Source organism: Bradyrhizobium hipponense (assembly GCF_008123965.1).
In the GTDB taxonomy this organism is placed as follows: Bacteria; Pseudomonadota; Alphaproteobacteria; order Rhizobiales; family Xanthobacteraceae; genus Bradyrhizobium; species Bradyrhizobium hipponense.
Genome location: NZ_VSTH01000014.1, coordinates 14,686 through 40,643 on the forward strand (window position 1 = coordinate 14,686; position 25,958 = coordinate 40,643).

The window sequence follows — 25,958 nt, forward strand, 5'->3', positions numbered from 1 at the left end:
GCCGGCTGCTTCTGCGGATGGATACGGGACGCAGCCCTTTGACGAGCTGCTGGCGTCTCTTCAATCTTCGAATTGATCGAACTCGTCAGGCAGCAGAAGTCGGCCCTGCGGCGTGCATATGCGTACGTCGAGATAGCCTTCCTGCACCAGCTCTCTCGCCTTCTTCAAGGCGGCGGCGGTCGTGGCACGGCCAAGGCTGACGCGGCCGCCTTGATGATCGCCGCTGACGAGGTATTGCAGTTGCTGCGTCTTATCCATGCAGGAAAGCCGCTGCGGCCACCAGCAGCAGAAGAAATAGCGGGACCATCACCGGCGGCACGATCCAATCGGCCAGATGAAATCGAGACATGCACCCTCCTCCACTGTCGGCGGGAGTGCTCGTGACCCTCAGTCACCGATGGAAGCCGTGGGAAGGGCGGTGATGGCGCGAGTCTACGCCTACGTTTTGCGAATAGCGAGCTTTAAAACGGGACGCGAGATCAACGAGAAGATTGCGGTATCACGACGGCGCGAGTTGCCTCGGCCTGCAGCCTCGTCTAGGTCAGGCAATAGACAGCAGCATGAACGTGGGCGCGGCGACAATGGTGACCATCTATTTTGATCTCGACGGCACGCTGACCAATCCGAAACCCGGAATCACGCGCTCAATTCAGTACGCACTTGAGCGGCTAGGCGTCGCCGTGCCGAGCGAGGACGAGCTGACCTGGTGCATCGGCCCGCCGCTGCATGCCAGCCTGGAAAAGCTCACCGGATCGGACGAGCTCGCCGACCGCGCCCTGCTGCTCTATCGCGAGCGCTTCAGCGATGTCGGCCTGTTCGAGAACGAGGCCTACAGCGGAATTACAGACACGTTGTCATCACTGGCAGCGACAGGCCAGCGCATGTTCGTCGCCACCAGCAAGCCCGTGGTCTATGCCGCCCGCATCGTCGATCATTTCGGGCTGAAACCGTATTTCGAGCGCGTGTTCGGCTCCGAGCTCGACGGCACGCGCGTCGACAAGCGCGACCTGCTCCGCTACGCGCTCGATGAGGCCAGGGTCGATCCGCGCACCGCCATCATGATCGGCGACCGTCGCCATGACGTGGTCGGCGCCCGGACTAACGGCATGACCGCTATCGGCGTACTCTATGGATATGGCAGCGAGGCGGAGCTCAAGGAGGCCGGCGCCCACCACATCTGCGCCGCGCATCCCGAACTGCTCGGCTATTGCGTCGTGTAACCCTCACGCGCTGGCGGTCTCGACCGCGGCCAGCATGCCCGTTTTCGGATGGCAGTTCAGATATTCAAAGAACTGCTCATCCGCCGCCGCCACCGTGACCTCGTGATAGAGCCGGAGTTTTGCTGAGGGCCCCAGCGTCGAGAGATATTTCATCGCCGCCCCAAAGATCTTGACGTGGGTTGGATGCGACTCCGCCCAGCGCTCCAGCGCCGCAAGGCTCTTCCACCAGCTCTGGCCGTAGGATTTTTCGCTGACGCTGCCATCTGCCGCGAGCACGCGCATATAGCGGTTGCCATAGCAGTCGATGCCGAGGCCGTGATCCCGTAGAAACTCCATGCCTTCGCGAAGCACCGGCTCGACCTCATCGAGATAGAGTTTGCGCTCCGACGCCTCGGTGTCGCTCCAGTCCTGTCCGGAACGGATCAGGCAGAGATTGTCGTGCGCTTCAACGCGCAGCCGCGTGCCGTCGCGGATCAGCTCGGGATTGCCGCCGGGCGCCATCGCGTCGGTCTGCGACAGCGGAATACGGTCGCGCATGCCGCCCCAATAGGCGTGCTCCTGGACCTCGCCGCTCATGCGGCCGGCAATGGCGGCGACACCCTCGGGTCGGTCGCTCGAGGAGAACAACGTCTCGTGCCGCGCGAGCGAGGGACGCAGCACCTCGATGAAAGTCCCGATCCCATCGCGTGCCTTTCCCGTCCACGCCTCGCGCGCCGGCGCAAACCAGGCGTCGAAGCGCGCGATGTCGTCCCAATAGGCGACGGAGACCACGTTCTCATGGCCGACCTGATCGATGTAGCGCGCGCGGTCCCAGTGCGATGGGCCGCTTTCTTTCGCAAAGGTTCCGGCGATTTCTGCGAGCGCAGCTGTCGCGACCGTTGGCGCCGTGCCGCGGTACTGCACGCCGAAATAGGCCATCGCGACACGGCTGACCGTGGGCTTGTAGCGCGCGACGAACGACGGATATGGCGGCTGGTAATCGTCGGGCACCCGCTTGTGGCGCGAGCGCTTCATTTCCAGGTTCTGAGGAATAGCGGATTCCATGATCAGGCCTCCCTGCAGGCTCAGCTTGCCGCCGCGGCGATGTCCGCTGGCTCGACGGTATCGACCGGCAGCGCAAACTGCTCGACGCGCTGGTACCGCTTCTTGTTGAGGAGGAGCCGCGTGACGTCGGGCCGCGAATAGTGCCCGGCGGGGTCCGCCGCATTCTTGGCAACACCGATCGCGCCAAGATCGATTTCGGCAATCAGCAGCCCCTCCTGGTCCGGCGCGAGCTTGTCGCCAATCTGGCTGCCGTCCGGGCCGTAGATCGCAGCGAATCCACCACCTGCATGCAGCAGCGCGTTCTTGTCGGGCCGGTCACAGAGCTCGTCGATCATGGCCTGCGACACAGTTGCGCAAGGTGCGAGCACGAAGCAGGAGCCTTCGACAGCATAGACGCGCGAGGCGGCGTTGTTTACCTCTGCGCCCAGCGCCGGCGCAAAGGGATCGTAGAGCGAAAAGCTCGGCCAGGCCGCGACGTGGACCTGCTCGTTCTGGGCATACATCGCGTATTTCGACAACGGCTGGAGATGCTCCCAGCAGCACAGCGCGCCGATGCGGCCGATGTCCGCGCGGGCGTGGACGGCAAGATCGCTGCCGTCGCCCTCGCCATAGACGGTGCGCTCGGCATGGGTCGGCCGCAGCTTGCGGCGCTTGGCGATGGTCTCACCATCCGGAGCGATCAGCCATTGCGCGAGATAGAGGCTGCCGCCGTCGCGCTCGGACAGGCCGATCACGGCGGTGAGGTTTGCCTTCCGCACCGCGTCGCGCAGCTTCCCGGCCTGCGGGCTGTCATAGGACAACGAATTGTCGAAATAGCGCTGCACAAAGCCGCGGCCGATCGCCCAGGCCGGCGAGTCCATCCAGATGTGCCAGGGGTAGCCGGGAATGAAGGCCTCCGGAAAGGCGATCAGTTTGGCGCCACGTTCTGCCGCCTCCCTGATCAGCCCGATCGACTTGTCAATCGAGGCATCTAAATCGAGCCAGGCGGGCGCCGCCTGCACCACCGCTACCTTGTATTTCGGATGTTCGATTCCCATTACCGTCTCCTCGTGCTCCGCTGGGACAGGGTGGCTTTCCGGTTGATCGCGGCGCGCCCCCGATGCAGTCTATTGGGCCAGAGCCGGACGAGGTTCGCTCGACCGCCACGGCACGAAAATTCGACTGGAATGGCGGTACGGAATTTGCCTCGAGCTCTGGTGGGCCAGTGATTGCATGCGAACTCCGCGACGTGAAAGGGAGGTCTGTCCATGTCCATCCAGTTCACCACCGACGACAGCCCCGGGCACCGGCGTCTGGCCCTCTGGCAGGACATCGTTTGCGACGTCTTCGTCGGCCTGGACTGCAAATCGGACCTCGGCAGCGCCTTTCGCGGCTCGGTGACACAGGCCACCCTTGGCAAGGCGGTGTGCTCCGAAGTCTGCTCCGACCGCCAGCGCGTCTTCCGCACGCCCTCGCGCATCGCGCGCTCGGACCAGGACTTCGTCCTCGTCGCGCTTGGCAATCACGGCGACGGCGGGGTCGTGCAGGACGGCCGCGAGACCGTGATCCATCCGGGTGAGTTCGCACTCTACGACACCACGCGGCCCTATGAGCTGAAGTTCAAGGACGCTTTCACGCAGACCATCTTCAAGGTGCCGCGCGAGATGCTGCAGCGGCGGCTCGGCCGCACCGAAGCTCTCACTGCGTTGTCATTCGGCGCCGGCGCGCCGCTCGAACGGCTTGCCTACGATTTCATCGTCAGGCTCTGCCAAAACGCGGACCAACTCGCGACGGATCACGCCGCCGCGCTGTCGGAGCAGGCGGTCGATCTCCTGGCGATGGCGCTGAGCGAACGGCTCGGCAAGAGGTCGCTGCCGTCGTCGACCCATCGCTCCGCGCTGCTCTACCGGCTGAAGGCGCATATCCGTGCGCACCTCGCCGATCCCGATCTCTCGCTGTCGGAGACCGCGGCTGCGCTCGGCATCTCGCCGCGCTACGTGAACGACCTTCTCGCCGACGAGGATACCTCGTTCCAGCGCTACGTCCTGGCCGAACGTCTCGCCCAGTGCAGGCGCGACCTCGCCACGCCCATGCTCGCCCACCGCCACGTTAGCGAGATCGCCTTCGCCTGGGGTTTTAACGACCTTTCGCATTTCGGCCGCGTCTTCCGCGAACATTTCGAGATGTCGCCGCGCGAGTTCCGGCAGAGCCAGCTGCGGCATTAAGATCGGCCGGCGCCGGCCGCCTCCAGCCCCAGCCTTCGATTTGGACGAAGGCAGCACTCGGGAATTCCAGATTGTCTCGTCCACCGGCGTGCATCAGGCTGGTGCGCATGAGAACCAATTCAACGACAGGCGGATCGGAGCTGTTGCTGAGTGTGATCGCGATCCGGCTCGCGGTGCTGGTGCTGGCAGGCTGGAGCCTGGCTCTGCTGCCTCGGCAGGGCCGTGACAGCGACCTTGGCTGCGTTCCCTTGCAGGCAGCAAGCATCAAGGCCCCGACTCCAACGAAGATGATCAGCTCGCACGTCGGCGATCCCACCTACGATGACATGCTTATGCACGACTAGAGCCGTTCTTGAGCAAGGCCGCCATGTGCGCGCGTGATGGTACGAGGCACTGGCCTGCGCTACCATCACGGCAAAGGTACCGCGTGCATCAATCAGCGGCTAGCCGAGGAGCATATCAATGGAACACCGACGCTTGGGCCGGTCGGGCCTCATGGTGCCCGCTTTGAGCCTTGGAACGGGCACTTTCGGCGGCGTCGGCCGCCTTGCTGCATGGGGTACGACCGACGCGACTGAAGCGCGGCGCCTTCTGGATATCTGCCTCGATGCCGGGGTCTCGATGTTCGACACCGCCGACGTCTATTCGCTCGGCGAATCCGAGCGCGTTCTCGGTGAAGCCATCAAGGGCCGCCGCGACAAGGTTTTGGTCTCGACCAAGGCGACCTTTCGCTTCGGCGACGGCCCAATGATATCGGCTCGTCGCGGCAACATTTGCTCACGGCCATCGACGCTTCGCTGAGTCGGCTCGGGACCGATTACATCGACCTGTTCCAACTCCACGGCTTCGACGCATTTACCCCGCCCGAGGAGGTGCTTGCGACCCTCGACATGCTCGTGCGCGCCGGCAAGATCCGCTACATCGGCGTTTCGAATTTTTCGGGCTGGCACCTGATGAAATCGCTCGCCGTCGCCGACAAGCACGGCTTTCCGCGCTATGTTGCCAATCAGACCTATTATTCGTTGATCGGGCGCGACTACGAATGGGAGCTGATGCCGCTGGGCCTCGACCAGGGGCTCGGCGCGGTGGTGTGGTCGCCGCTCGGATGGGGACGCCTCACCGGAAAAATCCGCCGCGGCCAACCCAAGCCCGAGGTCAGCCGCCTGCACAAGACCGCCGATATCGGGCCGCCTGTGCCCGATGAGCACGTCTATCGTGTCGTCGATGCGATCGATGAGATCGCCAAGGAAAATGGCAAGAGCGTCTCGCAGATTGCGTTGAACTGGTTGTTGCAGCGTCCAACGGTCTCGACGCTGATCATCGGCGCGCGCAACGAGACGCAGTTGCGCGAAAATCTCGGCTCGGTCGGCTGGTCGTTGACCAAGGAGCAGATCGAGAAGCTCGACGCCGCAAGCAAGGTGACGCTGCCTTATCCCTACTGGCATCAGCGCACGACCTTCACCGACCGCAATCCGCCACCGGTGTAGGTATCTCGTCTCGAAACGCTCGGCGAGCTTGTCCTTGCGCTGCATCAATTCGGAGCTTGCGAAAACCATCCTGACCAACGCTTGCCGCGCCGGAAGGCCTGCCTTCCGGGACGGGAACAGTCCGTGTCCTGCCGGGTTGCGATCAATCCTGCAATTTCCTAGCCTGGAGATGAATCACGGCTCGAATCAAGCTCGCCTCCATGAGGTCGATCGCCCCGATCGAGCACGCCGACGGCCTGCCGCAGCCTCAGCGCAACCGGGCGGTCCTGACCATTGCGCTCGGCATCATCATGGCCGTGGTCGACAGTGCCATCGCCAACGTGGCGCTGCCCACGATCGCGGCCGACCTCGACGCGAGCCCCGCCTTCTCGATCTGGATCGTCAACGGCTATCAGCTCGCGATCACCATCTCCCTGCTGCCGCTGGCGTCGCTCGGCGAGATCGTCGGTTATCGCCGCGTCTATCTGGCCGGGCTCGTCCTGTTTACGCTCGCATCCGCGTTCTGCGCGCTGGCGCATACGCTGCCGATGCTCACGATCGCGCGCATCGTGCAGGGGTTCGGCGCAGCCGGGATCATGAGCGTCAACGCGGCGCTGGTGCGCTTCACCTATCCTCGCAGCCAGCTCGGCCGCGGCATCGGGCTCAACGCGCTCGTCGTCGCATTCTCCGCCGCGATCGGACCGACGCTTGCCGCCGGCATCCTCGCGGTGGGAAGCTGGCCCTGGCTGTTCGCCATCAACGTGCCGCTCGGCGCGGCGACGCTGGTGCTGGGCCTGCGCAGCCTGCCCCACACCAAGCCTGCGGGCCGTTCCTTCGACTGGCAGAGCGCCGCGCTATCCGCGATCACCTTCGGCGTCGGTATCGCCGCAATCGACAGCGTCGGCCACGGCGAGGCGCTCGTGACCTGCCTCGTTCAATTCGCAATCGCCGTCGTCGCCGGTGCGCTGCTGATCTGGCGGGAAACCCACATCGCATCGCCGCTGCTGCCGATCGATCTCTTGCGCATCCCCGTCTTCGCGCTGTCGATTGCGACCTCGATCGCCTCGTTCTGCGGACAGATGCTGGCCTTCGTCGCGATCCCCTTCTATCTGCAGAGCCGCTTCGGCTATTCGGCCGTGCACATGGGACTGCTGATCACGCCATGGCCGATCGCAGTGGCCTTCGCAGCCCCTCTCGCCGGCCGTCTGGTCGAGCATTACCCGGCCGGCCTGCTCGGCGGCATCGGGCTCACGCTGTTTGCCTGCGGCCTCGCCGCGCTCGCCTTGCTGCCTGCGGCTCCGACGCCGCTCGACGTGGTCTGGCGCATGGCGCTGGCCGGCGCCGGCTTCGGTCTGTTCCAGACGCCCAACAACCGCACCATGATCGCGGCCGCCCCGCGCGAGCGCGCCGGCGGTGCCAGCGGCATGCTGGGCACGGCGCGGCTGCTCGGCCAGACCACCGGCGCGGCGCTGGTGGCGCTGTTCCTCGGCCGCTATCCAGTGGAGGGAACCCGGATCGCCCTGCTCACCGCCGTCGGCTTCGCCTTATGCGGCGCCATGCTGAGCATGTTGCGGCTGTCGCCTGCGGGCGCGCGCGGCGCCGAGCACGTCCGCGTGCAGGACGATCAGCGCCTGCGTGGAGATTAGCGCTAGCTATGTTCCATTCGCAGCAACGAGAAACTGCTCATCGAACTCGCGATGAGGAAATCTTTCGCGAATCTCCCGGTCGAAAAAAGGCGGCTTCGAGCCGGAAGTCTTGAACGCCTCAACCACTTCAGGTGGGACGTTGTCGTACACGTATCGTTTGCCGGAGGAGAACGTGATCAACAGTTCGCGTCGGCTGCTTTCGTAGGCGAACTCTTTGATGATAGTGGCCTGCCCTTGAGGCCGAACGGTCGTCACCCGATTCGTCTCAGGCATGACCAAGGCAACAACGGCGTCCTCGGCATCCTCCAGAAAGTATCTATCTTTCCTCAGCTCTTCCAGCGTCCTGGCGACCGGAATGGCATCGCCATCCGCCTCCATCAGTGCTAGATGGCCGGCAAGTGCCCCCGCAGCGTTCCTGATGGCATCCGTGAAGGTATCGCCAGCCGAGATGCAGCCCGGAACATCAGGGAAACTGACCCCGTAGCTCGTGTCGTCGTCCTTATGGACCAAGGCGATGTAACTCGCGCTCGTGCTCACTTCGGCTCCTTCATACCCGCCTGCTTGTAAATCGAGCGGACGGTCTTCGGATGCAAGTCCCGCTTCGGGTGCGGTATGGTTACCTTACCCGGTTTCGTGGGATGCCCTGTCGCTCCAACATATCGCCAGCCGGCACTTTCCAATTCCTTGATGAGATCGCGTGAGTGCGACCAAAGGTTACTATGTGTTGTCTCGACCACAAGTTCCCGACTCCACAACGCACAGAAAAAGCCGGCCTTGTAGCCGGCTTTTTCAACTCGTGACGCTCGCGATTAGACCTTGACCAGCGGCCCCTTTGAGGTCGGCCCCTTCGAGCCGCCGGGGCCGCCCGGCTTGGACTTGCCCGGCGGACGCTTGCGGGCGGGCAGTTTCTCCTGCTTCGGCGTCACGGGACCCTCGACGAACTCGAAGCCGATCTTGTCCTTGGTCTCGTCGGCTTCGTCCTTGACCAGGACGACGCGGACGTGACCGCCGCCCTTGAGCTTGCCGAACAGCACCTCGTCGGCGAGCGGCTTCTTGATGTGCTCCTGAATCACGCGGGCCATCGGCCGCGCGCCCATCTGCTCGTCATAGCCGTGCTGGACCAGCCACGCCTTGGCGGGCTCGGACAGCTCGATGGTGACATCGCGGTCGCCGAGCTGGGCCTCGAGCTGGAGCACGAACTTCTCCACCACCGTGCCGATCACCTCGACACTGAGATGGCTGAACGAGACGACGGCATCGAGGCGGTTGCGGAATTCCGGCGCGAACTGCCGGTTGATCGCCTCGTGGTCGTCACCTTCGCGCTTGGACCGCGTGAAGCCGAACGCCTGCTTGGCGAGATCCGAAGCACCCGCATTCGTGGTCATGATCAGGATCACGTTGCGGAAGTTGACCTGCTTGCCGTTATGGTCGGTGAGCCGGCCGTGATCCATGATCTGGAGCAGCACGTTGTAGAGGTCGGGATGCGCCTTCTCGATTTCGTCGAGCAGCACCACGCAATGCGGATGCTGATCGACGCCGTCGGTGAGCAGACCGCCCTGGTCGAAGCCGACATAGCCCGGAGGCGCGCCGATCAGGCGCGACACGGTGTGCCGCTCCATGTATTCGGACATGTCGAAGCGCAGCAACTCGACGCCGAGGCTCGCCGCAAGCTGCTTTGCCACTTCCGTCTTGCCGACGCCGGTGGGCCCCGAGAACAGGTAGCAGCCGATCGGCTTCTCCGGCTCGCGCAAGCCCGCACGCGCCAGCTTGATCGATGCCGCAAGTGACTCGATTGCCTTGTCCTGGCCGAACACCGTGCGTTTCAGGGTCTGTTCGAGATGCTTCAGCACCTCGGCATCGTCCTTCGACACGCTCTTCGGCGGAATCCGCGCCATCGAGGCGATCGTGGTCTCGATCTCCTTGATGCCGATGGTCTTCTTGCGCTTGTTCTCGGCGACCAGCATCTGCGCCGCGCCGGACTCGTCGATCACGTCGATTGCCTTGTCCGGCAACTTGCGGTCGTGGATGTAGCGCGAGGAGAGCTGCACCGCGGCCTCGATCGCCTCGTTGGTGTACTTCAGCCGGTGATAGTCCTCGAAATACGGCTTGAGGCCCTTGAGGATGGCGATCGCGTCCTCGACCGTCGGCTCGTTGATGTCGATCTTCTGGAAGCGCCGCACCAGCGCGCGGTCCTTTTCGAAGTGCTGGCGATACTCCTTGTAGGTCGTCGAGCCCATGCAGCGGATGGTGCCGGAGGCGAGCGCGGGCTTGAGCAGATTCGAGGCATCCATCGCCCCGCCTGAGGTCGCGCCCGCACCGATCACGGTGTGAATCTCATCGATGAACAGGATGGCGTTGGGGTGCGCTTCGAGCTCCTTCAGCACCTGTTTCAGGCGCTCCTCGAAGTCGCCGCGATAGCGCGTGCCCGCGAGCAGCGTGCCCATGTCGAGCGAGAATACCGTGGCCGCCGCGAGAACTTCCGGCACTTCGCTGTCAACGATGCGCTTGGCGAGCCCCTCCGCGATCGCGGTCTTGCCGACACCGGCCTCGCCCACGAACAGCGGATTGTTCTTCTGCCGGCGGCACAGCACCTGGATCGCACGGTTGATCTCGGAATTGCGTCCGATCACCGGATCGATCTTGCCGTCACGCGCCTTCTTGTTGAGGTTGACGCAATAGGTCTCGAGCGCCTCGCCCTTCTTTTTGGCGTCTTCGCTGCCCTTGGCCTCGGTCTCTTCGTCGACGCCGCGCACAGGGCGCGCCTCGGAGACGCCCGGCCGCTTGGCGATGCCGTGGCTGATGTAGTTGACCGCGTCGTAGCGTGTCATGTCCTGCTCCTGCAGGAAATACGCGGCATGGCTCTCGCGTTCGGCGAAGATCGCAATCAACACGTTGGCGCCGGTCACCTCTTCGCGACCGGAGGATTGTACGTGGATTACCGCGCGCTGGATCACGCGCTGGAAACCGGCGGTCGGCTTGGCATCGTCGGCGCCATCCGTCACCAGATTCTCGAATTCGGTTTCAAGATAATTGACCAAGCTCGTACGGAGCTTGTCGAGATCGACGCTACAGGCGCGCATGACGGCGGCTGCATCGGAGTCGTCGATCAAAGAGAGCAAGAGATGCTCGAGCGTCGCGTATTGGTGATGACGCTCGTTTGCGATCGCCAGCGCACGATGCAGGGATTGTTCAAGGCTTTGGGAAAAAGTCGGCATTCGCGTCCTCTATGGCCCCCACCATCATGATCGCCATCGCCCGGTCAGGCAACAACAACCTTTGTCACATATAGTTATACAAGATCGCGGCGAAAGACCGGTTCCGCGACTCGGCGGCGACACACCTGCGTTAATTTCGATGCAAAACCCGTTCCGGTTTGGACGGGATCGGCGCCGAGGCAGATTTTCGCAAGCTTCCTGGCCGAGCAGGATCGCGGAGACGTCACGCGACTATCACTGCGGCATACGCAACAACCGGCTTCGCACGCGCCGTAACGAGGCTTACTTCTTTTCCATCACGCATTGCAGCGGATGCTGGTGCTTGCGGGCGAAATCCATCACCTGCGTCACCTTGGTCTCGGCGATTTCGTAGGTGAACACGCCGCACTCTCCGATGCCGTGGTGGTGGACGTGCAGCATGATCTTGGTCGCAGCCTCGATGTCCTTCTGAAAGAACTTCTCCAGCACGTGAACGACGAATTCCATCGGTGTGTAGTCGTCGTTCAGGATCAGCACGCGATACAGGTTTGGCCGCTTGGTCTTCGGCTTGACCTTGGTGATGACGGACGTGTTCGGAGCGGAGGGGCCGCCGGAACGGTTCTCGTCATTGCTCATCCGGGGAGCGTAGGCGGCGGCGGCCGCAGGAAGGTCGAGGCTTGAAGACAGTTGCGGCATGGCTCAGGCGTTCAAATTCCCCACGGAAGCGTATGACGGAGCGCTGCGCTGCTCCTCCCTTCGGAGCTTCGCGCAGGCGCACCGCCTTGTTGGACCGCCGCTTCCAACCGTTCCGGTCCAAGCCGGATCGGCTTCCGGCAATATGGGCCTGCCCCGGGCTCGCCGCAAGGCAAGGGCTCGACCGACGCGCCCACGGCAATCCCGATTCCCGGTCCGGGCAATCCTCGGCAAGGTTAATCAATCCGGATCGATTTGACAAAAACTTCCAGCCCGGCCGCTTAGAACGTGTTTGACCAGGAACCCGGCGCTCACGCGGCTGCGACGGTTTCGCGCGGCGCAGCTCCGGCTTTCTACGGGGCGAACTGCAGGCCGTTCGATGTCGTGGCGCGATCTTGGGCGGTATCATTCCGCAGAACCGCTGGTACAGCAGCAACGGCTCACAGCCCGGGTGAATACCTGCCGCGGCGACGCGACTTCCAGTGCTGCAATATTGCGCTGGCAATACCGACAAGCCGCGCGCGGCGCGCTGACGAATCCCACGCACGCAAGCAAAAAAAGCCCGGCTGGTTCAGCCGGGCTTTTTGATTCCAGGAGTCCGGAAGATCAGTGAGCGGCCGGGGTGAACTTCGACACGATGGTCTCGACCGGCTTGAAGGCCTGCTTGGCGAGGTCGTTGTAGAGGCCGGCGATCTTCTGCGATTCCGCGACGAAGGTCTCGTAGGAGGAACGGGCGAAATCGGTTTGCGCTTCCAGAGCCTTGTCCAGCGACTTCACGCCGGAAAGCTTCTCGACGAAGGACTTGGTGTCTTCGAACGACTTCTTGGTGTAGTCGCCATAAGCACTGGCGATCGCCTGGAGGCCGTGCTGCACCGTGGTCGCGGAGGCGACGTACTGCTCGAAGTGCTCTTTCCCGTAGTTCTGAAAGTCTTCAACCTTGAACATCTTGGAATCCTTTTCCCTGACTTTGTCGGGAAGCCCCGGCTCCCTGACGCTGCCCATAATTAGTGCAACGCACAAAAAAGTCAAGAATTTTGTGCGACGCACAAACAAAAAGGGCGCCCAAGTTACGGAGATTCCCGGGATTTTCCGCAAGAGTTCCTTAAGCTTTTGGAAACCGCAGCCCCCTACCCTGATTCCCTGGACGTGTTCATCTACCGCAGGCGGCCAAAGCCGTTTGAGAACATCGCCTTAGCCAGAATAGCGGCTCAGGCCGAACTTCCCCCGCGGCGACCACCAGCGGAGGGACAGCCTGAGCAGGTAATGATCCCGGGTCCGCAGGGCACAATTTCGCCTCACGAGCCGGTGATTAAGTCAGAAACGGGGACGGGGTTCCATGCTTCGTAAAAACTTGGCTTCCTCGCGCTTGGCGCGGGTTGGCGTTTTCGGGCTTCTTACGGTCACGGCCGCGGTCATCTTTACGACCGACGCCGCCGAGGCCCGGCGCCATCGCCGCCATTACGCGCACCACCGGGTGCAGCGCGATGTTTCCGAGAACTCCAGCTCGAAATTCGCGTCCATCATCGTCGACGGGAATTCCGGCGCGGTGCTTCAGGCGACGAGCCCGGACGGACTGCGCCACCCCGCCTCGCTCACCAAGATCATGACGCTCTATCTGCTGTTCGAGCGCCTCGAGTCTGGCAAGATGAAGCTCGACACCGAAATGCCAGTGTCTCAGCACGCCGCCGAACAGGATCCGACCAAGCTCAATTTGCGCCCCGGCCAGACCATCCGCGTCGAGGACGCGATCAAGGGTCTCGTCACCCGTTCCGCCAACGACGCGGCCGTGGTGATCGCGGAAGCGATCGGCGGCGAAGAGGACGATTTCGCCCAGATGATGACGCGCAAGGCGCGCGCGCTCGGCATGTCCAAGACCGTGTATCGCAACGCATCGGGTCTGCCGAACGACGAGCAGGTGACGACGGCGCGCGACCAGGCCACGCTCGGTCGCGCCATCCAGGAGCGCTTCCCGCGCTATTACCGCTACTTCTCGACCGCCTCGTTCAATTTCCGTGGACAGTCGATCCGCAACCACAATCACCTGCTTGGCAGCGTCGAGGGCGTCGACGGCATCAAGACCGGCTACACCCGCGCCTCCGGCTTCAACCTCGTGACGTCGATGCGCCGCGGCAACCGACATTTGATCGGGGTGGTGCTGGGCGGCCGCAGCGGCGGTTCGCGCGACGCCATCATGCGCAATTTGCTCGCAGAGAATCTCGAGAAGGGCGCGTCGAGCCGCACCGTCGCTGCGATCACCGAGCGCAACGGCTCGGACGCCAACACAGATGTCGCCGATGCTTCGAATGCTCCGGCCCGCCCGGTGCCGCAGGTCCAGACTGCTGCGGCGGCTCCTGCTCCCGAACCGGCCCTGCCGCGTCCTTCGCGCCTATCGGCGCTTGCGGCGGCGACCGCCGCGATGCCGCCGGCGCAGCCCAAGCCTGACACCAGGTCAGCCGCCGAGGCAAAGGTCGAGCCCGCCCCGCTCACCAACGGCGTCATCGCCAGCCAGCCACTCTCCATCATCCCGGGCTCGTCCGAGCCGATGAAGCCGGTCCGCGTCAAGACGGTTCAGGTCAAGGCGGGCGCCGTGAAGCTCGCTTCCGCCGCCCCGACGCAAGCGGCACCGCCGATCACCAGCACCATTCCGGCGCGAGCCGAAATTGCCGAGACCTCCGGCGCCGTCGTCGCCCGGGCCGATCTCATCAACAAGCCCGAGATCGTCAGCCAGCCCGAGGCGCCGAAGGCCGAAGTCGCCCGTACGGAGCTGCCGCGGCAGCCCGCGGGATTCGGCACTGGCAATGGCATTCTCGGCGTGCTGCCGGCCGCAACCGCCGCCGCTCCCGCCCCAGCTGCTCCGAAGCTCGCCTCCGCCGATCCGGCACCCCAGCCGGTCCAGATGGGCGCCACCGCCCGGCCGGTCCTCACCCACAGCGGCTGGATCGTCCAGGTCGGTGCGCTCGAGAGCGAGGGCGAAGCCCAGCAGCGCATCGACGCCGCGCGCAGTTCGGCCCACGGTCTGCTCAGCAAGGCCGATCCGTTCACCGAGCCCGTGCTCGCCAAGGACAATCGCAAGCTCTACCGCGCCCGCTTCGCCGGGCTTGAGCGGGACCAGGCCGAAGCCGTCTGCCGCGCCTTGAAACGCGCCGATATCTCCTGCATCACCGTCCGCAACTGATCGTCATCATCCCCTTCCGTCAAAATGCCCGCGCCTTTCGGCGCGGGCATTTTCGTTTGGGGATGAGATGATGCGAAGGCCGTTTCGCGACAACCTCTCGTCAAGACTTTACGGTTAAGACTTTGCTCTAGGGATCGACCACGCCGACAATGGCGGGCATCGGGGCGACGGCAAACAGAGCAAGCGGAGCTCACGCGGTACGGGCGTTTGTAGCGTGGTGCCGGAGTTAGCCGTTATGCGTACGAAGCAGAGTATCCTTGGCCTCGTTTACACGGGCAGCGAGGTACGTCGAGCCCCCCTGGTCGGGATGCAGTTTCTTCATCAGGGACTTATGGGCCCGGCTGATGTCGTCTCGCCCCGCCCCAGGCTGCAAGCCAAGGATCTGATAGGCTTCCTCCGCCGTCATTTTGCCGCTCGCCACCGTGCGGCGCTGCCGCCCTGCCGCGTCGCCTTGCGCGTTCTGACGCCAAGCGGGAAACCGGCGGTCCAGATAGCTTTCAAGTAGGGCCACGCTCTCGGCGTCGAAGGCCGGGACCATCGCCAGCAGGCCAGCGAGATCGAACTCGTCGAGATTGCGCCCGGCATGAGGCCCGGCGACGATCTGGCCCGCAAGCTGACCAGAATCGTGGTCGAGCCGCATGTCGAGGAATTGCGAGCGTACGCGCGACGCCTGCCCGGTTGAGCGCGCCGCGCCGCCGAACAGCGCGCCGATATTGCCGAAGCCCGAATTTGCCAGCGGCGCCCAGCCGAGCAGGCCGGCGCCGAAGATCCCGAGCGGGATCGCAACTGCCAGTTCGCCCCGCAAGCCCGTGAACGCCGCAACCGCCAGCGCCACCACGCCCCCACCGAACTTGATGGTGCGCGCCAGCACCGCCGGATTGGCGGAGCGGAACATCTGGAGCAGCAGATAGAGCGTGATAACGGCGACAACGCCGGCAATCAGAGTCATGGGCCGTATATAGTCGCCTCGAACACAAAATGCATGCGGGCACCGCGTGCCAGGCAAATGTGTCTCACTTCATCTGGCCGATCAGCTTCGCCGCGCCATCTGTCGTCTTCGACAATTTAAGCAGCGCCTCGCGGCCACCCGCCGCATAGGCCGCAGCGGAGCGCAAGAGGTCGCGCAACTGCGCTGCTGCGCCAGGATCGAACCGGCACCAGGCACCGCCGGTCAGGCGCGCAATCTCGCGAAATGCCTGCTCAGCCACGTTGTCATGGCCTTCCTGAAACATGAATACGGGCACTTTGAGCATGCCAAGCTCACCGGCCTTGGCGCAGAGCTCGTCAACTTTCTCCTCCATCGCATCGCCAACAAAGACCACCGCACGCACGCCAGATGCGACCGCTTCGCGCCGTGCCTCGCTCAGCACCTTGCCGATCTGGGTGTCGCCGCCGCGGCAGTCGATCTTGCTCATCAGCGTCGCAAGTTTGGCGCTCTCGGAAATCCAGCCCGTGGCGCGGCACTCGTTGAACCCGCGATAATAGACCAGCCGGATGTCAAGGGTGCCGATTGCCGCCGCTTCGCGGAACATGTCTGCCTGGAGTGCGCAGGCCATATCCCAGGTCGGTTGTCGGCTCATCGTCGCGTCCAGCGCGAAGATCAGGCGCCCCTTCGCGCCGGGTGCGTGCGGCGACAGCGCACGCGCCTTGGTGACGAAGGCAGCGATATCCTCCGAGGTCGACGTCGTGGCGTGGGGCAGCGCGCCGCCTGCTTGCGTCGAGACGGCATCGCCGCCGCGCGGTTTGATAGGTTCGCCCGACATTCCTGCTCACACCTGGCGTGAACGGCTAATGTGGTTAGCGCGCACTGCTCGGTCAATGTGCAAAGCCTCCGCAGGCGGGCACCGACGGAGGCTTCGAAAATCCAATTGCTGCCGAGGAGCGAAACGTCAGCTCTTGGCCGGCGCCATCAAGGCGACCGGGCCAGGCTCGAGAATCTTGGGCGGGGACGAACTGGTGTCGACCGGTCGCACCTCGCTGTCAGTCGCGCTCAGGAACTTGTCCAGCATGCCCTGGATCGAGTTCTTCGCGTCATCCGGACCGGTGTCGCGCATGTCGTTATGCTGGTATTCGGTCTTCACGACCTGGATCCCGGCCTGCTCGCACTCCTCGTCCGTCGGGATCACGCCCGGATCGGTTTTGAACTGCGGATCCTTGGAGCGGAACGACAGGATCTTGAACTTGCCCGCGGTGACGAACGGCACACGCAAATTGTCGAGCGTGACGACCTTCTTGACCTCATCCGGATACTGCTTGGCGAAGTACATCGTGATGTCGCCGCCCATGGAGTGGCCGACCATCGTCACCCTGGCGTAATCGGCGTTAGGCTGGACCTTCTTCATCTCCTGCATCGCGAGATGGATGTTGGCGACGCCGCGCAGGATCTGCGGTAGCCGGCCGACATAGAGCTCGCCGGGCTTGGTCACCATTGGAGGATCGGTCGGCAGATCGTGCTGCGGGCTGACGACGAGATAGCCGCGCGCCGCGAAGATGTTGGCGAGGAAACCGTATTCGGTGTTCTTGACAGTGTTGCCGTGATTGATCACGGCCACCGGCATTGTGATCATGCCGGCATTGGCCTGCATTTCCTTGTCACGACGGATCGCGATATCGACAGGCACCGGACGGTTGTCGCGCGAGGCATCGTAGAAGGTGATGGTCTCGTGCCTGATGGCCCACTTGCTCGCCGTGAAGTAGGCGATGCCACAGAGGGCAGTGACCGAAACCAGAACGGCAATTCCACGCTTCATTTTCGTCCTCAGCCTCAGGCTTGTTTCACCTGAAGTCCCTGTCGAAACCGTGCTTGTTCGGGGAGCTCTTTGGCCCCCTCGCGCCTATTCCCTAATATATGTCACAGCCGCGTGACAGGAAGGCTAAATTTTGTGAACTGGCAGCCCTTTCATTGTGCGACGCACACGCTTCTTAAGCATCCCTCCTCATACGACTACGTCAGGCTGCAAGTCACTATCTGACGCAACCCATGTCGATGGGGTTCAATTTCGCAGTAAATGTAAGATGAGAACGATCTTGCGCGGATTCAGTTCCCGCGGGAACCGACAATACCGAGCGACCGGAAGTAGCAAGATACCGTGGGTCAGGCGCCGAGGATGTCGTGGACCTCGAGCGGCTTGTCGACCTGACTGAACCACTCGGCCCGATTGGCCGCACGGCGGCGGCCGCGCTCGTCGAGCGGAAGCTTGAGCTGGCGGAGCAGGCTCGTCACCTCTTCGCGCGCAGTGAGGTGGCCAAGATTGGGCCGCATCCCGAGCGTGGCTTCGTCGATCTCGTCGAGGGCGGTCAGGCCGCGCGGGAAGAACTCGCGGTAGACGACGCGCTCGGCAAAGCCGTCGACATAGCGGAAGCCCAGCCGCAGCGACAAATCCTTCAGGCTGTCGGCCACGAGCTGCTTGTTGCGGGAGCCAAGCATGGACAGGCGGTTGCGCACCACGATCCAGTCGGTGGTCGAACCGTCAAGCTGGCGACGCTTGCGGCGGGTGTCGCGCACCATCTCGGCGTAGTGGCTCTCGCCAGTCACCGCATAGTTGGCGGGGTCGACGGTGCCGAGCACGTCGAAATCGAGAAAGCTGTCGTTGATCGGCGTGACCAGCGTATCGGCCATCGAATGGGCGAGCCGCATCAGGTAGCTGTCGGTGCCGGGCGTATCGATGACGATGAAGTCGAAACTGCTCTCGATCGCCGAAACCGCCTCCATGAATTGCTGGAACTCGGAATTCTCGTTCTCGGCGATCTGCATGGTCTCGCCGAGCTTGATGCAGCGATGCACCGGCAGTTCGAGGTCGAGCCTGGTGCGGCGCGCCCAGGCGGAACGGTTGGCGATGTAGTGGGTGAAGCTTTGCTGACGGCAGTCGAGATCGATGCTGGCGACGCGCTGGCCGGCCTTCAGAAGCGCAACAGCGATGTGCAGGGCGGTGGTCGACTTGCCGGAGCCGCCTTTCTCGTTGCCGAGCACGACAACATGCGCCGAACCGGATTGGCCTTGGCTAGCCTGCACAAGCATAGCAATCCTCAACACCCCTGCCGAATATCTTCGAGTTGGCTGCGTCTGCGGTCAAGTGAAATGCGTGACAGGCAATGCAAATCGCATCGCGCCATTCTTCATGATGAATCGCTGCGCCGTCTCTCGTCTGTGATCCAACCCACAATGTCGCGCACATCCTGTGCGGGCTTGCGCGGGATGCTGTGCCGCATCCGGATGCATGGCGTCCACGACCGCGGCTTGTTAAGGTTAGCCGCTCGGGCGCCGGGACGCGCCCGCCTCCGCTCCCAACCCCGTTGAGTCCTGATGCCACCAAGCCCCTTGATCGCCCGCACGGTCCCAAGCTTGCGACGCGCGGTCGACAATCTTCGCAAGCGAAAGTCCACGATCGCGCTGGTGCCAACCATGGGGGCGCTCCATGACGGACATGTGTCGCTGGTGCGCCTGGCCAAGCGGCGCGCCAGCCGGGTCGTCGTCTCGATTTTCGTGAACCCGACCCAGTTTGCGCCAACCGAGGATTTCGGCGCCTATCCGCGAACCTGGAAGGCCGACATCGCCAAGCTCGCGGCCGAGGGCGTGGACGTCGTTTGGCACCCCGACGTCGCGGCGATGTATCCGGAGGGCTTTGCCACCCGCATCGTGCCGGAGGGGCCGGCGCTCGCGGGTCTCGAGGATCGCTTCCGCCCACACTTTTTCGGTGGCGTCGCCACCGTCGTCGGCAAGCTGTTCACACAGTGCCGGCCGGATATCGCGATTTTCGGCGAGAAGGACTTTCAGCAATTGCGGGTGGTGACGCGCATGGCCGGGGATCTCGACCTCGGCGTCAACGTGATCGGCTCCCGCACGGTGCGCGAGCGCGACGGCCTCGCGATGTCCTCGCGCAACGTCTATCTGTCGCCGGAGGAGCGCCAGACCGCGACCACGCTCTACCGTGCCATGAAGGACAGTGCCGGGCGGATCCGCGCCGGCGAGGCAATCGGGTCTGCGGTGGCGCGCGGCACCGAGATGATCGAGGCGGCCGGCTTTGCGCTCGACTATTTCGACGTGCGTCACGCCCGGACGCTTGCGCCCGTCACCTCGCTCAAGGACGGGCCGTTGCGGATCCTGGTCGCAGCGAAGCTCGGCTCGACGCGGCTGATCGACAATATCGCGGTTTAGAGCAGTCCGAGGTCGCGCAGCTCGCGCCGCATCGGCTCCGGCATTGCCGCGATCGTGCCCGCGGCAGACTTGCCGAGGTCGGGCGGAACCACGTCGTCGGCGAGATAGCGCCAGCCCTGGAACGGGCGCATCGGGCGCGGCGATACCGAGATCACCTTGGGCTGCATCACGATCCTGCAGCGGCCGATGCCGTCCTTGTCGCGGAACGGCTCGATGCCGATGATCTTTTCGCGCGCGGCGATCTCGCCCTTGATCACCCAATAGAGCGAGCCGCCCGCGAGAATCTCGGCGTCGCGCTTGGGCACCATGCGGGTGACGTGGATGTGGTGTTGCGGCAGGCCTTTTTTCTTGGCCGTCTGCATCCGTTCGGCGATCCACCCCTTCAATTCCTTGACGGAGTCGCAGCCGACGGCGAGCTTGATCAGATGTAGTGGCATGCCCAAGCATTAGCGGGCCGGCCACGGGTTTTCAAAGCCGAACTATTCGTTATCCGCAGCCGCGGGGGCCGAGGCCGGCGGCGGCGCCAGCGGAACCGGTGCGACCGGCGCGCGTGCAGCCTTCGGAGCCGGCGGCTTCTTCGCGGCCGGAGCCGCCGGCACGGCAGCCTGTGCCGAGGCCGCAGCCGGCGCGCGCGGAGCAGCCGGCGCGGCGTTGGCGGTGGGGGCCTGACGCGTCGCCGATGTGGGCGGCTCCGGATTCATGATGCTCACAGGAGGCGTCGACGAGGCGCTCGGGAACTCGGCACTGGTCGGCTTGCCCGTCGGCATCGATGGCGGCAACCCCGCAAGCGCCGCGGAGGCCGGCATCGCCGGCGCTGCGGCGGGCGCGTTCCAGCCCGGCGCGTAGCGCGCGACCAGCGTATCGTAGAGATGGGCATCCATGTTGGTAGCGACCTGCTGCTGATCGGTCAGCGAGCGGAAGGCGGCGCAATCGAACTGCGTGCATCCGTCGCGCGTGACCAGCACCTGCGCGACGAGACCGTAGCGATCGCGCTCCAGCGACTTGCGCAGCACCTTCAGGTCCAGCGTCAGGCTCTTGTCGGCGATCGCGGCATCGCCGAGCGCGGTCAGCCGGTCGATCCTCGCTGCGGTGTAGGAGACGGCCGCAGCCGCCGCATCGGGCGAGCCGAACAACGCCTTCTCGCAGCCGGCGGCGACCATGTCACCGGCAAGACCGTCGAGGCAGGACAGCGCCGGCAGGCTCGCAGTCACCGCAGCTTGCGCGCGCGCGTCGATTGGCGCTTCCGGCCTCGCCGTCCCGTAGACCCGCACGGTGGCAGCCCCCGCGATGGCGATGGCGAGCAGCGTGATCACTGTCGGCGCGCCGTTAGCGACCGACCTTTCGGCGCGCAGCAACGTGATCAGGAGAATCAGTCCGAAGAAGCCGGCGGCCGCCAGCGTCATCCACATCGGAAAGGCCGGCGAGAGCCAGATTTGGTCGAGCGAAGTAGCCCATGCCCAGTTCATGCGCGACGTCCCCTCACGCGAGCAAAGAGCGAATGGTCAAAGCGAGCACCGCGAACCGGCAGCTGCCCCCGGGTTCAGTTTGTCGAGGCGAAGCGGCCTTTTCACGGCAAGCAGGCGACAGCGGACGAGCAAATTCGTCCGCGACGTCAATGCTCGGCATCCGCCTCCGTCAGGAGGGTGCGAGCTGGCTTTCCTTGGCGACGCGTTCGAAGGCTTCGGTCGAGCTTTTGATGCGGTACTGGCAGTCGTCGCCATCGGTCGGCAGCAGGCGGATGACCTCATACGTGCCGGTGGCAGCCGGACGCGCGACATTGCTGGCCGTGAACAATACGCGCGTGCCGATCGGAAATTTATGCTTCAACGCCCTCTCCATGACTCAAACAGCGCCTGCCGTGCCCAGGGTCCCACTGCGACGGCCGGCCGAAAACCCGGCCTGTCTATAGCACGCGGCCCGCCGATTTGGCCAGCAATATGCGAGCATGAACGTGCCAATTTTGCAGTTATTTCAGAGTGATGCCGCCCGGTCGCCGAACCCGCCGGAAGCGGTCCGTCATGCGGTGTCGGGCAGGCTGCCGGCCGGGCTCGCGGGATCCGCGGCCTTGGGCAGTTCCTGGGCCAGAATCCGGCTCAGCTGGTCGACCGGGAAGCCGTCGCGGGCGGCCAGCTGGCGGCGTTCAAATCACCATCCTGGCTACACGGTCTCGAACCTTGCGATGACGAGCGTTTCGGCGAGTCCGTCGCGAGTCCATTCCTGGAACGCCGGCAGCGCCATCATCGTGTCCATATAGGCTTTGGCCTCGGGCCCGACGTCGATCGCATAGGTGCGGAAGCGGTGCACGACCGGCGCGTACATTGCATCCGCCGCGCCGAATCCGCCGAACAGGAACGGTCCGTTGGCACCGTGGCGCGCCCTGCACTCGCGCCAGATCTCCTGGATGCGCGCGATGTTGGAGAGCGCATCCGCCGACAATGCCACCGGACGCACGGGACGATGCAGGTTCATGCCGCATTCGTTGCGCAAGGCCATGAAGCCGGAATGCATCTCCGCGCAGACCGAACGGGCATGCGCGCGAGCGGCAACGTCAGCGGGCCACAGCTTCGCGTCCGGATAGCGCTCGGCGATGTATTCGATGATGCTCAGCGAATCCCACACTGTGATGTCACCGTCGACCAGCACCGGCACCTTGCCGGCGCGGCTGAAGCTCAGGATCTGTTGCTTGTCCGCCGGATTGTCGGTGTAGAGCGGGATGACGGTCTCCTCGAACGCAATGCCATTGGCGCGCAGCGCGAGCCAGGGCCGCATCGACCATGACGAGTAGTTCTTGTTGCCGATCGCAAGCTTCAACGCTGCCATGTCACCAGTCCTTCCCAAGTCTTATGGATGCGGCTGCTTTTAGCGCCATCGTCTGCCGCCAATCAATCGTTGCCGCATTGGGCCATGCGTGGCAATCGTGGCGATCCTCGCGAGGAGAGCGACATGAGCAGGCATTGGGTCGACATCACCGCCGTCGGCTTCTTCATCATCGAATGGACGGTCTATGCCCTGACGCTGGAGCACTCGGCCTACGGCCGCGACAGCCTGTCGGCGCGCATGAACCGCTATCGCGAGGTCTGGGTCCGCCGCCTGCTCGACCGTGACACCCGCATGGTCGACATGCAGATCATGGCCTCGCTCCAGAACGGCACCGCCTTCTTCGCCTCGACCAGCCTGTTCGCGCTCGGCGGCGCGCTGGCGCTGCTGCACGCCACCAACGACGCCATCACCATCCTGAGTAAGCTGCCGATCGATCTCAGCCCCTCGCCGGCGCTGTGGGAATTGAAATGCGTCGGCCTGGTGCTGATCTGCGTCTACGCCTTTTTCAAGTTCGCCTGGGCCTATCGCCTGTTCAACTACGTCGCGATCCTGTTCGGCGGCATGCCGCCGGCCTCGCAGCGCGACACGCCAGAGGCCGAGGCGCACGTGATCCGCACCTCGCGCCTGTTCGAATCCGCCGGCCGCCATTTCAACCGCGGCCAGCGCGCCTTCTTCTTCGCGCTCGGCTATCTCGGCTGGTTCGTCAGCCCGTGGCTGCTGTTTGTGACCACGGCCGCCGTGGTGATCGTGACCTGGCGGCGCCAGTTCGCGTCGAGCGCGTGGGAGGCAATGGCGCCTGAGGTTGTCATGGATGGCGGGGAGATGCGGAAGAGTCGGTTCCAAGGATGAGGCGATGGAGTGTCACACCGCTCTCACCACATCGTCATTCCTAGCGAAGCGAAGCAATCCAGACTGCCGCCGCGGAGGGATTCTGGATTGCTTCGCTGCGCTCGCAATGATGGAGTATGAGGCGGCAGGTCCGCGCTTCCAGCTTGCATTTTGAATTGCAGACTTCTGGCCTCGCCCCACCTGCTGTTCCGCGGACATCGCGAGACGCTACTCAAGACCCGCCAAAATCCCGCGGCGAGAATGGCAGGTCCATCACCTTCCATTCCCCGTATTTGTCTGCCGGCAGCATCTTGTAGGGCTGGCAGGCTTGCAGCGCGCTCATCGCGGATTTCACGAGGGCGACGCCCTTTGCGGATGGCGGGGCTTCGATCAGGATCGGCTCACGCGCCAGCGTGCCGTCGGTGGCGAGCACCGTGCGCAGCTTGATGTGCAAATTGTCGGTCGGCTCGACCCCGGCCGGTAGTTTTGCGCAACTCCTCAAGTGCCGGCGAAGCTCGGCGATCACCTCGGGCGGAAGCTTCGCACTGATCGAATCCTTGGCATCGCCGCCGTCGTCCTTGGGCGCGTCCTTCGGCTCGGGCGGCAATTCCGGCGGCAGGCCCAGCATGATACCGTACTTGACGGTGACGTCAGGCTCGGGGGCCTGATAGGCCGGCAGCGCGGCCTGGGGCTGCGGCATCGCTTGTGGCTGCGGTGCCGGCTGAGACTGCAGCCGCGGCAACGGCTGTTGTGGCGGCGATGGCTGAGGCTGTTTCTGCTGCGCTGGCTGCTCGGGCAAGGCCTGCTGCTGCGACGCTTGCGACGCGGCTTGCTGCTTGGTCGCAGGCTTCGCCGCTGCGTCCGCCTTCTCCTTGTCGGTGAAATCCAGCTTCGGCAGCTTCAGATCGGGCGGCGGCTCCGGCGGTTTCTCCTTCGCCTCTTGCTTGACCTCTTGCTTGACGTCTTGCTTGAGGTCTTGCTTGACCTCTTCCTTGGCCTTCTCCTCCTCCTGCTTCACCTGCTCCGGCGTAACCATGTCGACCGACACCGTTTCGGGCGCCGCGGGGTGAAACGGATGGACCTCGCTGATCAGGATGATCAGCCCCACCAGCGTCAGATGCGCGATCGCCGACGCTGCAATGTCCGTCCGTATGATCTTCCGCGATTCCATCGACCGGTCTTGGGTTGCCGCGCTGGTCCTAGCATACCGGATCGCCCTCTCAATCCCATTTCGGCGCGAAGCCGAAATCGGTCAGGCGCCCCTTCGGGCTGGCCAGCGCCGCGACCTGCGCCATCTCGTCGTCCATCAGCGCGAAATCGAAGATCTCGATGTTTTCCGACAGCCGCTCGACGCGCGAAGTGCGCGGGATCGCGGAAATATTCTGCTGCACCAGCCAGCGCAGGCAGATTTGCGCCGGCGTCTTGCGATGGGCGCGCCCGATTGCCGCAAGCGTCTGGTCGAACTTGATGCGACCCTTGGCGATCGGGCTGTAGGCAACCAGCGCCAGGCCGTGCCGGTCGCAAGCCGCCCTCACCTTGGCCTGGTCGAGATAGGGGTGATATTCGACTTGGTTGCAGACGAGCGGCTCCGTACACAGCGCGACCGCCTCTTCGATCAGGGTTACCGTGAAATTAGACACGCCGATGTGGTGCGTCAGGCCCATCCGCTTGGCATGCGCCAGCGCGCCCAGCGTCTCCGCCAGCGGCACATGCGGATTGGGCCAGTGCAGCAGCAACAGGTCGACGGACGGAAGCCGCAGCCGCGCCAGGCTCTCCTTGACCGAGCGCTCGAGATCGTGGGGCGCGAAATGGTTGGTCCAGACCTTGGTGGTGAGGAAGACGTCATCACGCCGCACGCCCGAGGACCGCATTCCATCGCCGACCTCGCGCTCATTATCATAGGCCTGCGCGGTGTCGATGTGGCGGTAGCCGAGCCGGAGTGCCTGCTCGACCACGCGCGCGCAGGTCCGCCCGCTCAGCTCCCAGGTCCCCAGCCCGATCGCCGGGATTTTTGCGCCATTGGCCTCGACGAACAGCATGAGGAATCCTCTCTGTCGAAGTCGCCCCCAGGTCGCATTATGGACCCCGCCGGTGACAGTGCCAACGGAGGCTGCAGCACGCGAGGCGGTTATTCAGCGCAACCCTAACGGGACATTGGCGTCAGGCTTTGGCGAGCGCCTGGAACACCGTCTCCGGCGCATGCGCGATCACGGCGAGCAGCGCGCGGGCGGGTCCCCGCGGGGCGCGCTTGCCCTGCTCCCAGTTGCGGATGGTCTCGACGGGCACCCCCAATTTGGCGGCAAACTCCATCTGGGTGAGGCAGGCGCGGCGGCGCAAATCGCGCACCGCAAGCGGACTGGCTTCGGCGGCCGGGCTTGGCATCGCGGGCTGGACCGGAAACTCCTGCCCGTCCCGCATTTCAACGATCCTTCCGTCCGCCTTCAGCCGCAACCGCATGCTCATTCCCCCAGGCACGGGCTATGATGCGGCAGGCCGCTTAAGTTCGGATTAAA

Annotated in this window: 26 protein-coding genes and 1 pseudogene; 8 read left to right on the plus strand and 19 right to left on the minus strand. The window is 64.2% G+C overall.

From position 1 onward, the window contains the following. Positions 1–60: 60 nt before the first annotated feature. Entirely contained in the window at positions 61–258 is a 198-nt protein-coding gene (locus FXV83_RS02875; protein WP_148737588.1) for a hypothetical protein, read from the minus strand. Between the two features lie 323 nt (positions 259–581). Here FXV83_RS02875 and FXV83_RS02880 point away from each other — a divergent pair, with 323 nt between their 5' ends. Continuing rightward, on the plus strand, positions 582–1,220 hold the full coding sequence (locus FXV83_RS02880) for an HAD family hydrolase (protein WP_148737976.1): 639 nt from the start codon (positions 582–584) through the stop codon (positions 1,218–1,220). A 3-nt stretch (positions 1,221–1,223) separates the two neighbouring features. Here the strand turns inward: FXV83_RS02880 and FXV83_RS02885 are convergent, their stop codons facing one another. Next, complete coding sequence (locus tag FXV83_RS02885; protein WP_148737590.1) at positions 1,224–2,264, minus strand: phenylacetaldoxime dehydratase family protein; 1,041 nt, start codon at positions 2,262–2,264, stop codon at positions 1,224–1,226. A gap of 20 nt (positions 2,265–2,284) precedes the next feature. Then, positions 2,285–3,301 (minus strand): carbon-nitrogen hydrolase family protein, encoded by a 1,017-nt coding sequence (locus tag FXV83_RS02890; RefSeq protein WP_148737592.1) that lies wholly within the window; start codon positions 3,299–3,301, stop codon positions 2,285–2,287. 210 nt (positions 3,302–3,511) lie between these two features. On the opposite strand from FXV83_RS02890, the gene FXV83_RS02895 reads away from it, so the two are divergent. From FXV83_RS02895 to FXV83_RS02910, 4 genes and pseudogenes are all read left to right on the plus strand, one after another. After that, the gene (locus tag FXV83_RS02895) at positions 3,512–4,468 is read left to right on the plus strand and encodes an AraC-like ligand-binding domain-containing protein (protein WP_148737594.1); all 957 of its coding nucleotides are present in this window, start codon (positions 3,512–3,514) and stop codon (positions 4,466–4,468) included. Positions 4,469–4,575: 107 nt separating this feature from the next. After that, positions 4,576–4,812 (plus strand): hypothetical protein, encoded by a 237-nt coding sequence (locus FXV83_RS02900; protein ID WP_148737596.1) that lies wholly within the window; start codon positions 4,576–4,578, stop codon positions 4,810–4,812. A 118-nt stretch (positions 4,813–4,930) separates the two neighbouring features. Further along, positions 4,931–5,955: pseudogene (locus FXV83_RS02905) on the plus strand (aldo/keto reductase). A 200-nt stretch (positions 5,956–6,155) separates the two neighbouring features. After that, positions 6,156–7,580 carry an MFS transporter gene (locus tag FXV83_RS02910; protein ID WP_148737598.1) on the plus strand — a complete coding sequence of 475 codons (1,425 nt, stop codon included), beginning with the start codon at positions 6,156–6,158 and terminating at the stop codon, positions 7,578–7,580. A gap of 6 nt (positions 7,581–7,586) precedes the next feature. On the opposite strand, the gene FXV83_RS43835 is transcribed toward FXV83_RS02910, so the two are convergent. The 5 genes from FXV83_RS43835 to FXV83_RS02940 all read right to left on the minus strand — a co-directional run bounded on the left by FXV83_RS43835 (position 7,587) and on the right by FXV83_RS02940 (position 12,412). Beyond that, a complete protein-coding gene (locus FXV83_RS43835; protein WP_235939296.1) occupies positions 7,587–8,117 on the minus strand; it encodes a type II toxin-antitoxin system HicB family antitoxin in 531 nt (176 codons plus the stop codon). Next, positions 8,114–8,317: a type II toxin-antitoxin system HicA family toxin gene (locus tag FXV83_RS02925; RefSeq protein ID WP_187435615.1), complete on the minus strand. Its 204-nt coding sequence runs from the start codon at positions 8,315–8,317 to the stop codon at positions 8,114–8,116. Before FXV83_RS02925 ends, FXV83_RS43835 begins: the two co-directional genes overlap by 4 nt. Positions 8,318–8,389: 72 nt before the next feature. Further along, positions 8,390–10,795: an ATP-dependent Clp protease ATP-binding subunit ClpA gene (gene clpA, locus FXV83_RS02930; protein WP_148737601.1), complete on the minus strand. Its 2,406-nt coding sequence runs from the start codon at positions 10,793–10,795 to the stop codon at positions 8,390–8,392. Between the two features lie 282 nt (positions 10,796–11,077). Continuing rightward, on the minus strand, positions 11,078–11,410 hold the full coding sequence (gene clpS, locus FXV83_RS02935) for an ATP-dependent Clp protease adapter ClpS (RefSeq protein WP_187435651.1): 333 nt from the start codon (positions 11,408–11,410) through the stop codon (positions 11,078–11,080). Positions 11,411–12,073: 663 nt separating this feature from the next. After that, positions 12,074–12,412 carry a phasin family protein gene (locus FXV83_RS02940; RefSeq protein ID WP_148737605.1) on the minus strand — a complete coding sequence of 113 codons (339 nt, stop codon included), beginning with the start codon at positions 12,410–12,412 and terminating at the stop codon, positions 12,074–12,076. Between the two features lie 391 nt (positions 12,413–12,803). On the opposite strand from FXV83_RS02940, the gene FXV83_RS02945 reads away from it, so the two are divergent. Next, complete coding sequence (locus FXV83_RS02945) at positions 12,804–14,642, plus strand: D-alanyl-D-alanine carboxypeptidase (RefSeq protein ID WP_148737607.1); 1,839 nt, start codon at positions 12,804–12,806, stop codon at positions 14,640–14,642. A gap of 226 nt (positions 14,643–14,868) precedes the next feature. Here FXV83_RS02945 and FXV83_RS02950 read toward each other — a convergent pair whose 3' ends face one another. The 4 genes from FXV83_RS02950 to FXV83_RS02965 form a co-directional block, all read right to left on the minus strand. Continuing rightward, on the minus strand, positions 14,869–15,591 hold the full coding sequence (locus tag FXV83_RS02950) for a DnaJ domain-containing protein (RefSeq protein WP_148737609.1): 723 nt from the start codon (positions 15,589–15,591) through the stop codon (positions 14,869–14,871). A 64-nt stretch (positions 15,592–15,655) separates the two neighbouring features. Next, positions 15,656–16,405, minus strand: coding sequence for a vWA domain-containing protein (locus tag FXV83_RS02955; protein ID WP_148737611.1), 750 nt, complete (start codon positions 16,403–16,405; stop codon positions 15,656–15,658). Between the two features lie 126 nt (positions 16,406–16,531). Then, entirely contained in the window at positions 16,532–17,392 is an 861-nt protein-coding gene (locus FXV83_RS02960; RefSeq protein WP_148737613.1) for an alpha/beta fold hydrolase, read from the minus strand. A 344-nt stretch (positions 17,393–17,736) separates the two neighbouring features. Further along, positions 17,737–18,660, minus strand: a complete 924-nt coding sequence (locus FXV83_RS02965; RefSeq protein WP_148737615.1) for a division plane positioning ATPase MipZ — start codon at positions 18,658–18,660, stop codon at positions 17,737–17,739. 285 nt (positions 18,661–18,945) lie between these two features. Between FXV83_RS02965 and panC the strand changes: the two genes are divergently transcribed. After that, positions 18,946–19,797, plus strand: a complete 852-nt coding sequence (gene panC / locus FXV83_RS02970) for a pantoate--beta-alanine ligase (RefSeq protein ID WP_148737617.1) — start codon at positions 18,946–18,948, stop codon at positions 19,795–19,797. Here the strand turns inward: panC and FXV83_RS02975 are convergent. The 4 genes from FXV83_RS02975 to FXV83_RS02990 form a co-directional block, all read right to left on the minus strand. After that, positions 19,794–20,234: a DUF1489 family protein gene (locus FXV83_RS02975; protein WP_148737619.1), complete on the minus strand. Its 441-nt coding sequence runs from the start codon at positions 20,232–20,234 to the stop codon at positions 19,794–19,796. The two genes, panC and FXV83_RS02975, sit on opposite strands and share 4 nt — an antisense overlap. 42 nt (positions 20,235–20,276) lie before the next feature. Beyond that, complete coding sequence (locus FXV83_RS02980; protein ID WP_148737621.1) at positions 20,277–21,263, minus strand: hypothetical protein; 987 nt, start codon at positions 21,261–21,263, stop codon at positions 20,277–20,279. Between the two features lie 169 nt (positions 21,264–21,432). Further along, positions 21,433–21,636, minus strand: coding sequence for a hypothetical protein (locus FXV83_RS02985; protein ID WP_148737623.1), 204 nt, complete (start codon positions 21,634–21,636; stop codon positions 21,433–21,435). A gap of 318 nt (positions 21,637–21,954) precedes the next feature. Further along, positions 21,955–22,617, minus strand: a complete 663-nt coding sequence (locus FXV83_RS02990; RefSeq protein WP_148737625.1) for a glutathione S-transferase family protein — start codon at positions 22,615–22,617, stop codon at positions 21,955–21,957. A gap of 123 nt (positions 22,618–22,740) precedes the next feature. Here FXV83_RS02990 and FXV83_RS02995 point away from each other — a divergent pair, with 123 nt between their 5' ends. Continuing rightward, positions 22,741–23,466: a DUF599 domain-containing protein gene (locus FXV83_RS02995; protein ID WP_148737627.1), complete on the plus strand. Its 726-nt coding sequence runs from the start codon at positions 22,741–22,743 to the stop codon at positions 23,464–23,466. 211 nt (positions 23,467–23,677) lie between these two features. Here FXV83_RS02995 and FXV83_RS03000 read toward each other — a convergent pair whose 3' ends face one another. From FXV83_RS03000 to FXV83_RS03010, 3 genes are all read right to left on the minus strand, one after another. Next, complete coding sequence (locus FXV83_RS03000; protein ID WP_148737629.1) at positions 23,678–24,616, minus strand: hypothetical protein; 939 nt, start codon at positions 24,614–24,616, stop codon at positions 23,678–23,680. Between the two features lie 49 nt (positions 24,617–24,665). After that, positions 24,666–25,484: an aldo/keto reductase gene (locus FXV83_RS03005; RefSeq protein ID WP_148737631.1), complete on the minus strand. Its 819-nt coding sequence runs from the start codon at positions 25,482–25,484 to the stop codon at positions 24,666–24,668. 121 nt (positions 25,485–25,605) lie between these two features. Further along, positions 25,606–25,908: a helix-turn-helix domain-containing protein gene (locus FXV83_RS03010; protein ID WP_148737633.1), complete on the minus strand. Its 303-nt coding sequence runs from the start codon at positions 25,906–25,908 to the stop codon at positions 25,606–25,608. Positions 25,909–25,958 lie beyond the last annotated feature (50 nt).

Coding starts and splice junctions, on each gene's coding strand:
- FXV83_RS02875 (WP_148737588.1), bottom strand. CDS start 258: ATGGATAAGACGCAGCAACTGCAATACCTCGTCAGCGGCGATCATCAA.
- FXV83_RS02880 (WP_148737976.1), top strand. CDS start 582: ATGGTGACCATCTATTTTGATCTCGACGGCACGCTGACCAATCCGAAA.
- FXV83_RS02885 (WP_148737590.1), bottom strand. CDS start 2,264: ATGGAATCCGCTATTCCTCAGAACCTGGAAATGAAGCGCTCGCGCCAC.
- FXV83_RS02890 (WP_148737592.1), bottom strand. CDS start 3,301: ATGGGAATCGAACATCCGAAATACAAGGTAGCGGTGGTGCAGGCGGCG.
- FXV83_RS02895 (WP_148737594.1), top strand. CDS start 3,512: ATGTCCATCCAGTTCACCACCGACGACAGCCCCGGGCACCGGCGTCTG.
- FXV83_RS02900 (WP_148737596.1), top strand. CDS start 4,576: ATGAGAACCAATTCAACGACAGGCGGATCGGAGCTGTTGCTGAGTGTG.
- FXV83_RS02910 (WP_148737598.1), top strand. CDS start 6,156: ATGAGGTCGATCGCCCCGATCGAGCACGCCGACGGCCTGCCGCAGCCT.
- clpA (WP_148737601.1), bottom strand. CDS start 10,795: ATGCCGACTTTTTCCCAAAGCCTTGAACAATCCCTGCATCGTGCGCTG.
- clpS (WP_187435651.1), bottom strand. CDS start 11,410: ATGAGCAATGACGAGAACCGTTCCGGCGGCCCCTCCGCTCCGAACACG.
- FXV83_RS02940 (WP_148737605.1), bottom strand. CDS start 12,412: ATGTTCAAGGTTGAAGACTTTCAGAACTACGGGAAAGAGCACTTCGAG.
- FXV83_RS02945 (WP_148737607.1), top strand. CDS start 12,804: ATGCTTCGTAAAAACTTGGCTTCCTCGCGCTTGGCGCGGGTTGGCGTT.
- FXV83_RS02950 (WP_148737609.1), bottom strand. CDS start 15,591: ATGACTCTGATTGCCGGCGTTGTCGCCGTTATCACGCTCTATCTGCTG.
- FXV83_RS02955 (WP_148737611.1), bottom strand. CDS start 16,405: ATGTCGGGCGAACCTATCAAACCGCGCGGCGGCGATGCCGTCTCGACG.
- FXV83_RS02960 (WP_148737613.1), bottom strand. CDS start 17,392: ATGAAGCGTGGAATTGCCGTTCTGGTTTCGGTCACTGCCCTCTGTGGC.
- FXV83_RS02965 (WP_148737615.1), bottom strand. CDS start 18,660: ATGCTTGTGCAGGCTAGCCAAGGCCAATCCGGTTCGGCGCATGTTGTC.
- panC (WP_148737617.1), top strand. CDS start 18,946: ATGCCACCAAGCCCCTTGATCGCCCGCACGGTCCCAAGCTTGCGACGC.
- FXV83_RS02975 (WP_148737619.1), bottom strand. CDS start 20,234: ATGCCACTACATCTGATCAAGCTCGCCGTCGGCTGCGACTCCGTCAAG.
- FXV83_RS02980 (WP_148737621.1), bottom strand. CDS start 21,263: ATGAACTGGGCATGGGCTACTTCGCTCGACCAAATCTGGCTCTCGCCG.
- FXV83_RS02985 (WP_148737623.1), bottom strand. CDS start 21,636: ATGGAGAGGGCGTTGAAGCATAAATTTCCGATCGGCACGCGCGTATTG.
- FXV83_RS02990 (WP_148737625.1), bottom strand. CDS start 22,617: ATGGCAGCGTTGAAGCTTGCGATCGGCAACAAGAACTACTCGTCATGG.
- FXV83_RS02995 (WP_148737627.1), top strand. CDS start 22,741: ATGAGCAGGCATTGGGTCGACATCACCGCCGTCGGCTTCTTCATCATC.
- FXV83_RS03000 (WP_148737629.1), bottom strand. CDS start 24,616: ATGGAATCGCGGAAGATCATACGGACGGACATTGCAGCGTCGGCGATC.
- FXV83_RS03005 (WP_148737631.1), bottom strand. CDS start 25,484: ATGCTGTTCGTCGAGGCCAATGGCGCAAAAATCCCGGCGATCGGGCTG.
- FXV83_RS03010 (WP_148737633.1), bottom strand. CDS start 25,908: ATGAGCATGCGGTTGCGGCTGAAGGCGGACGGAAGGATCGTTGAAATG.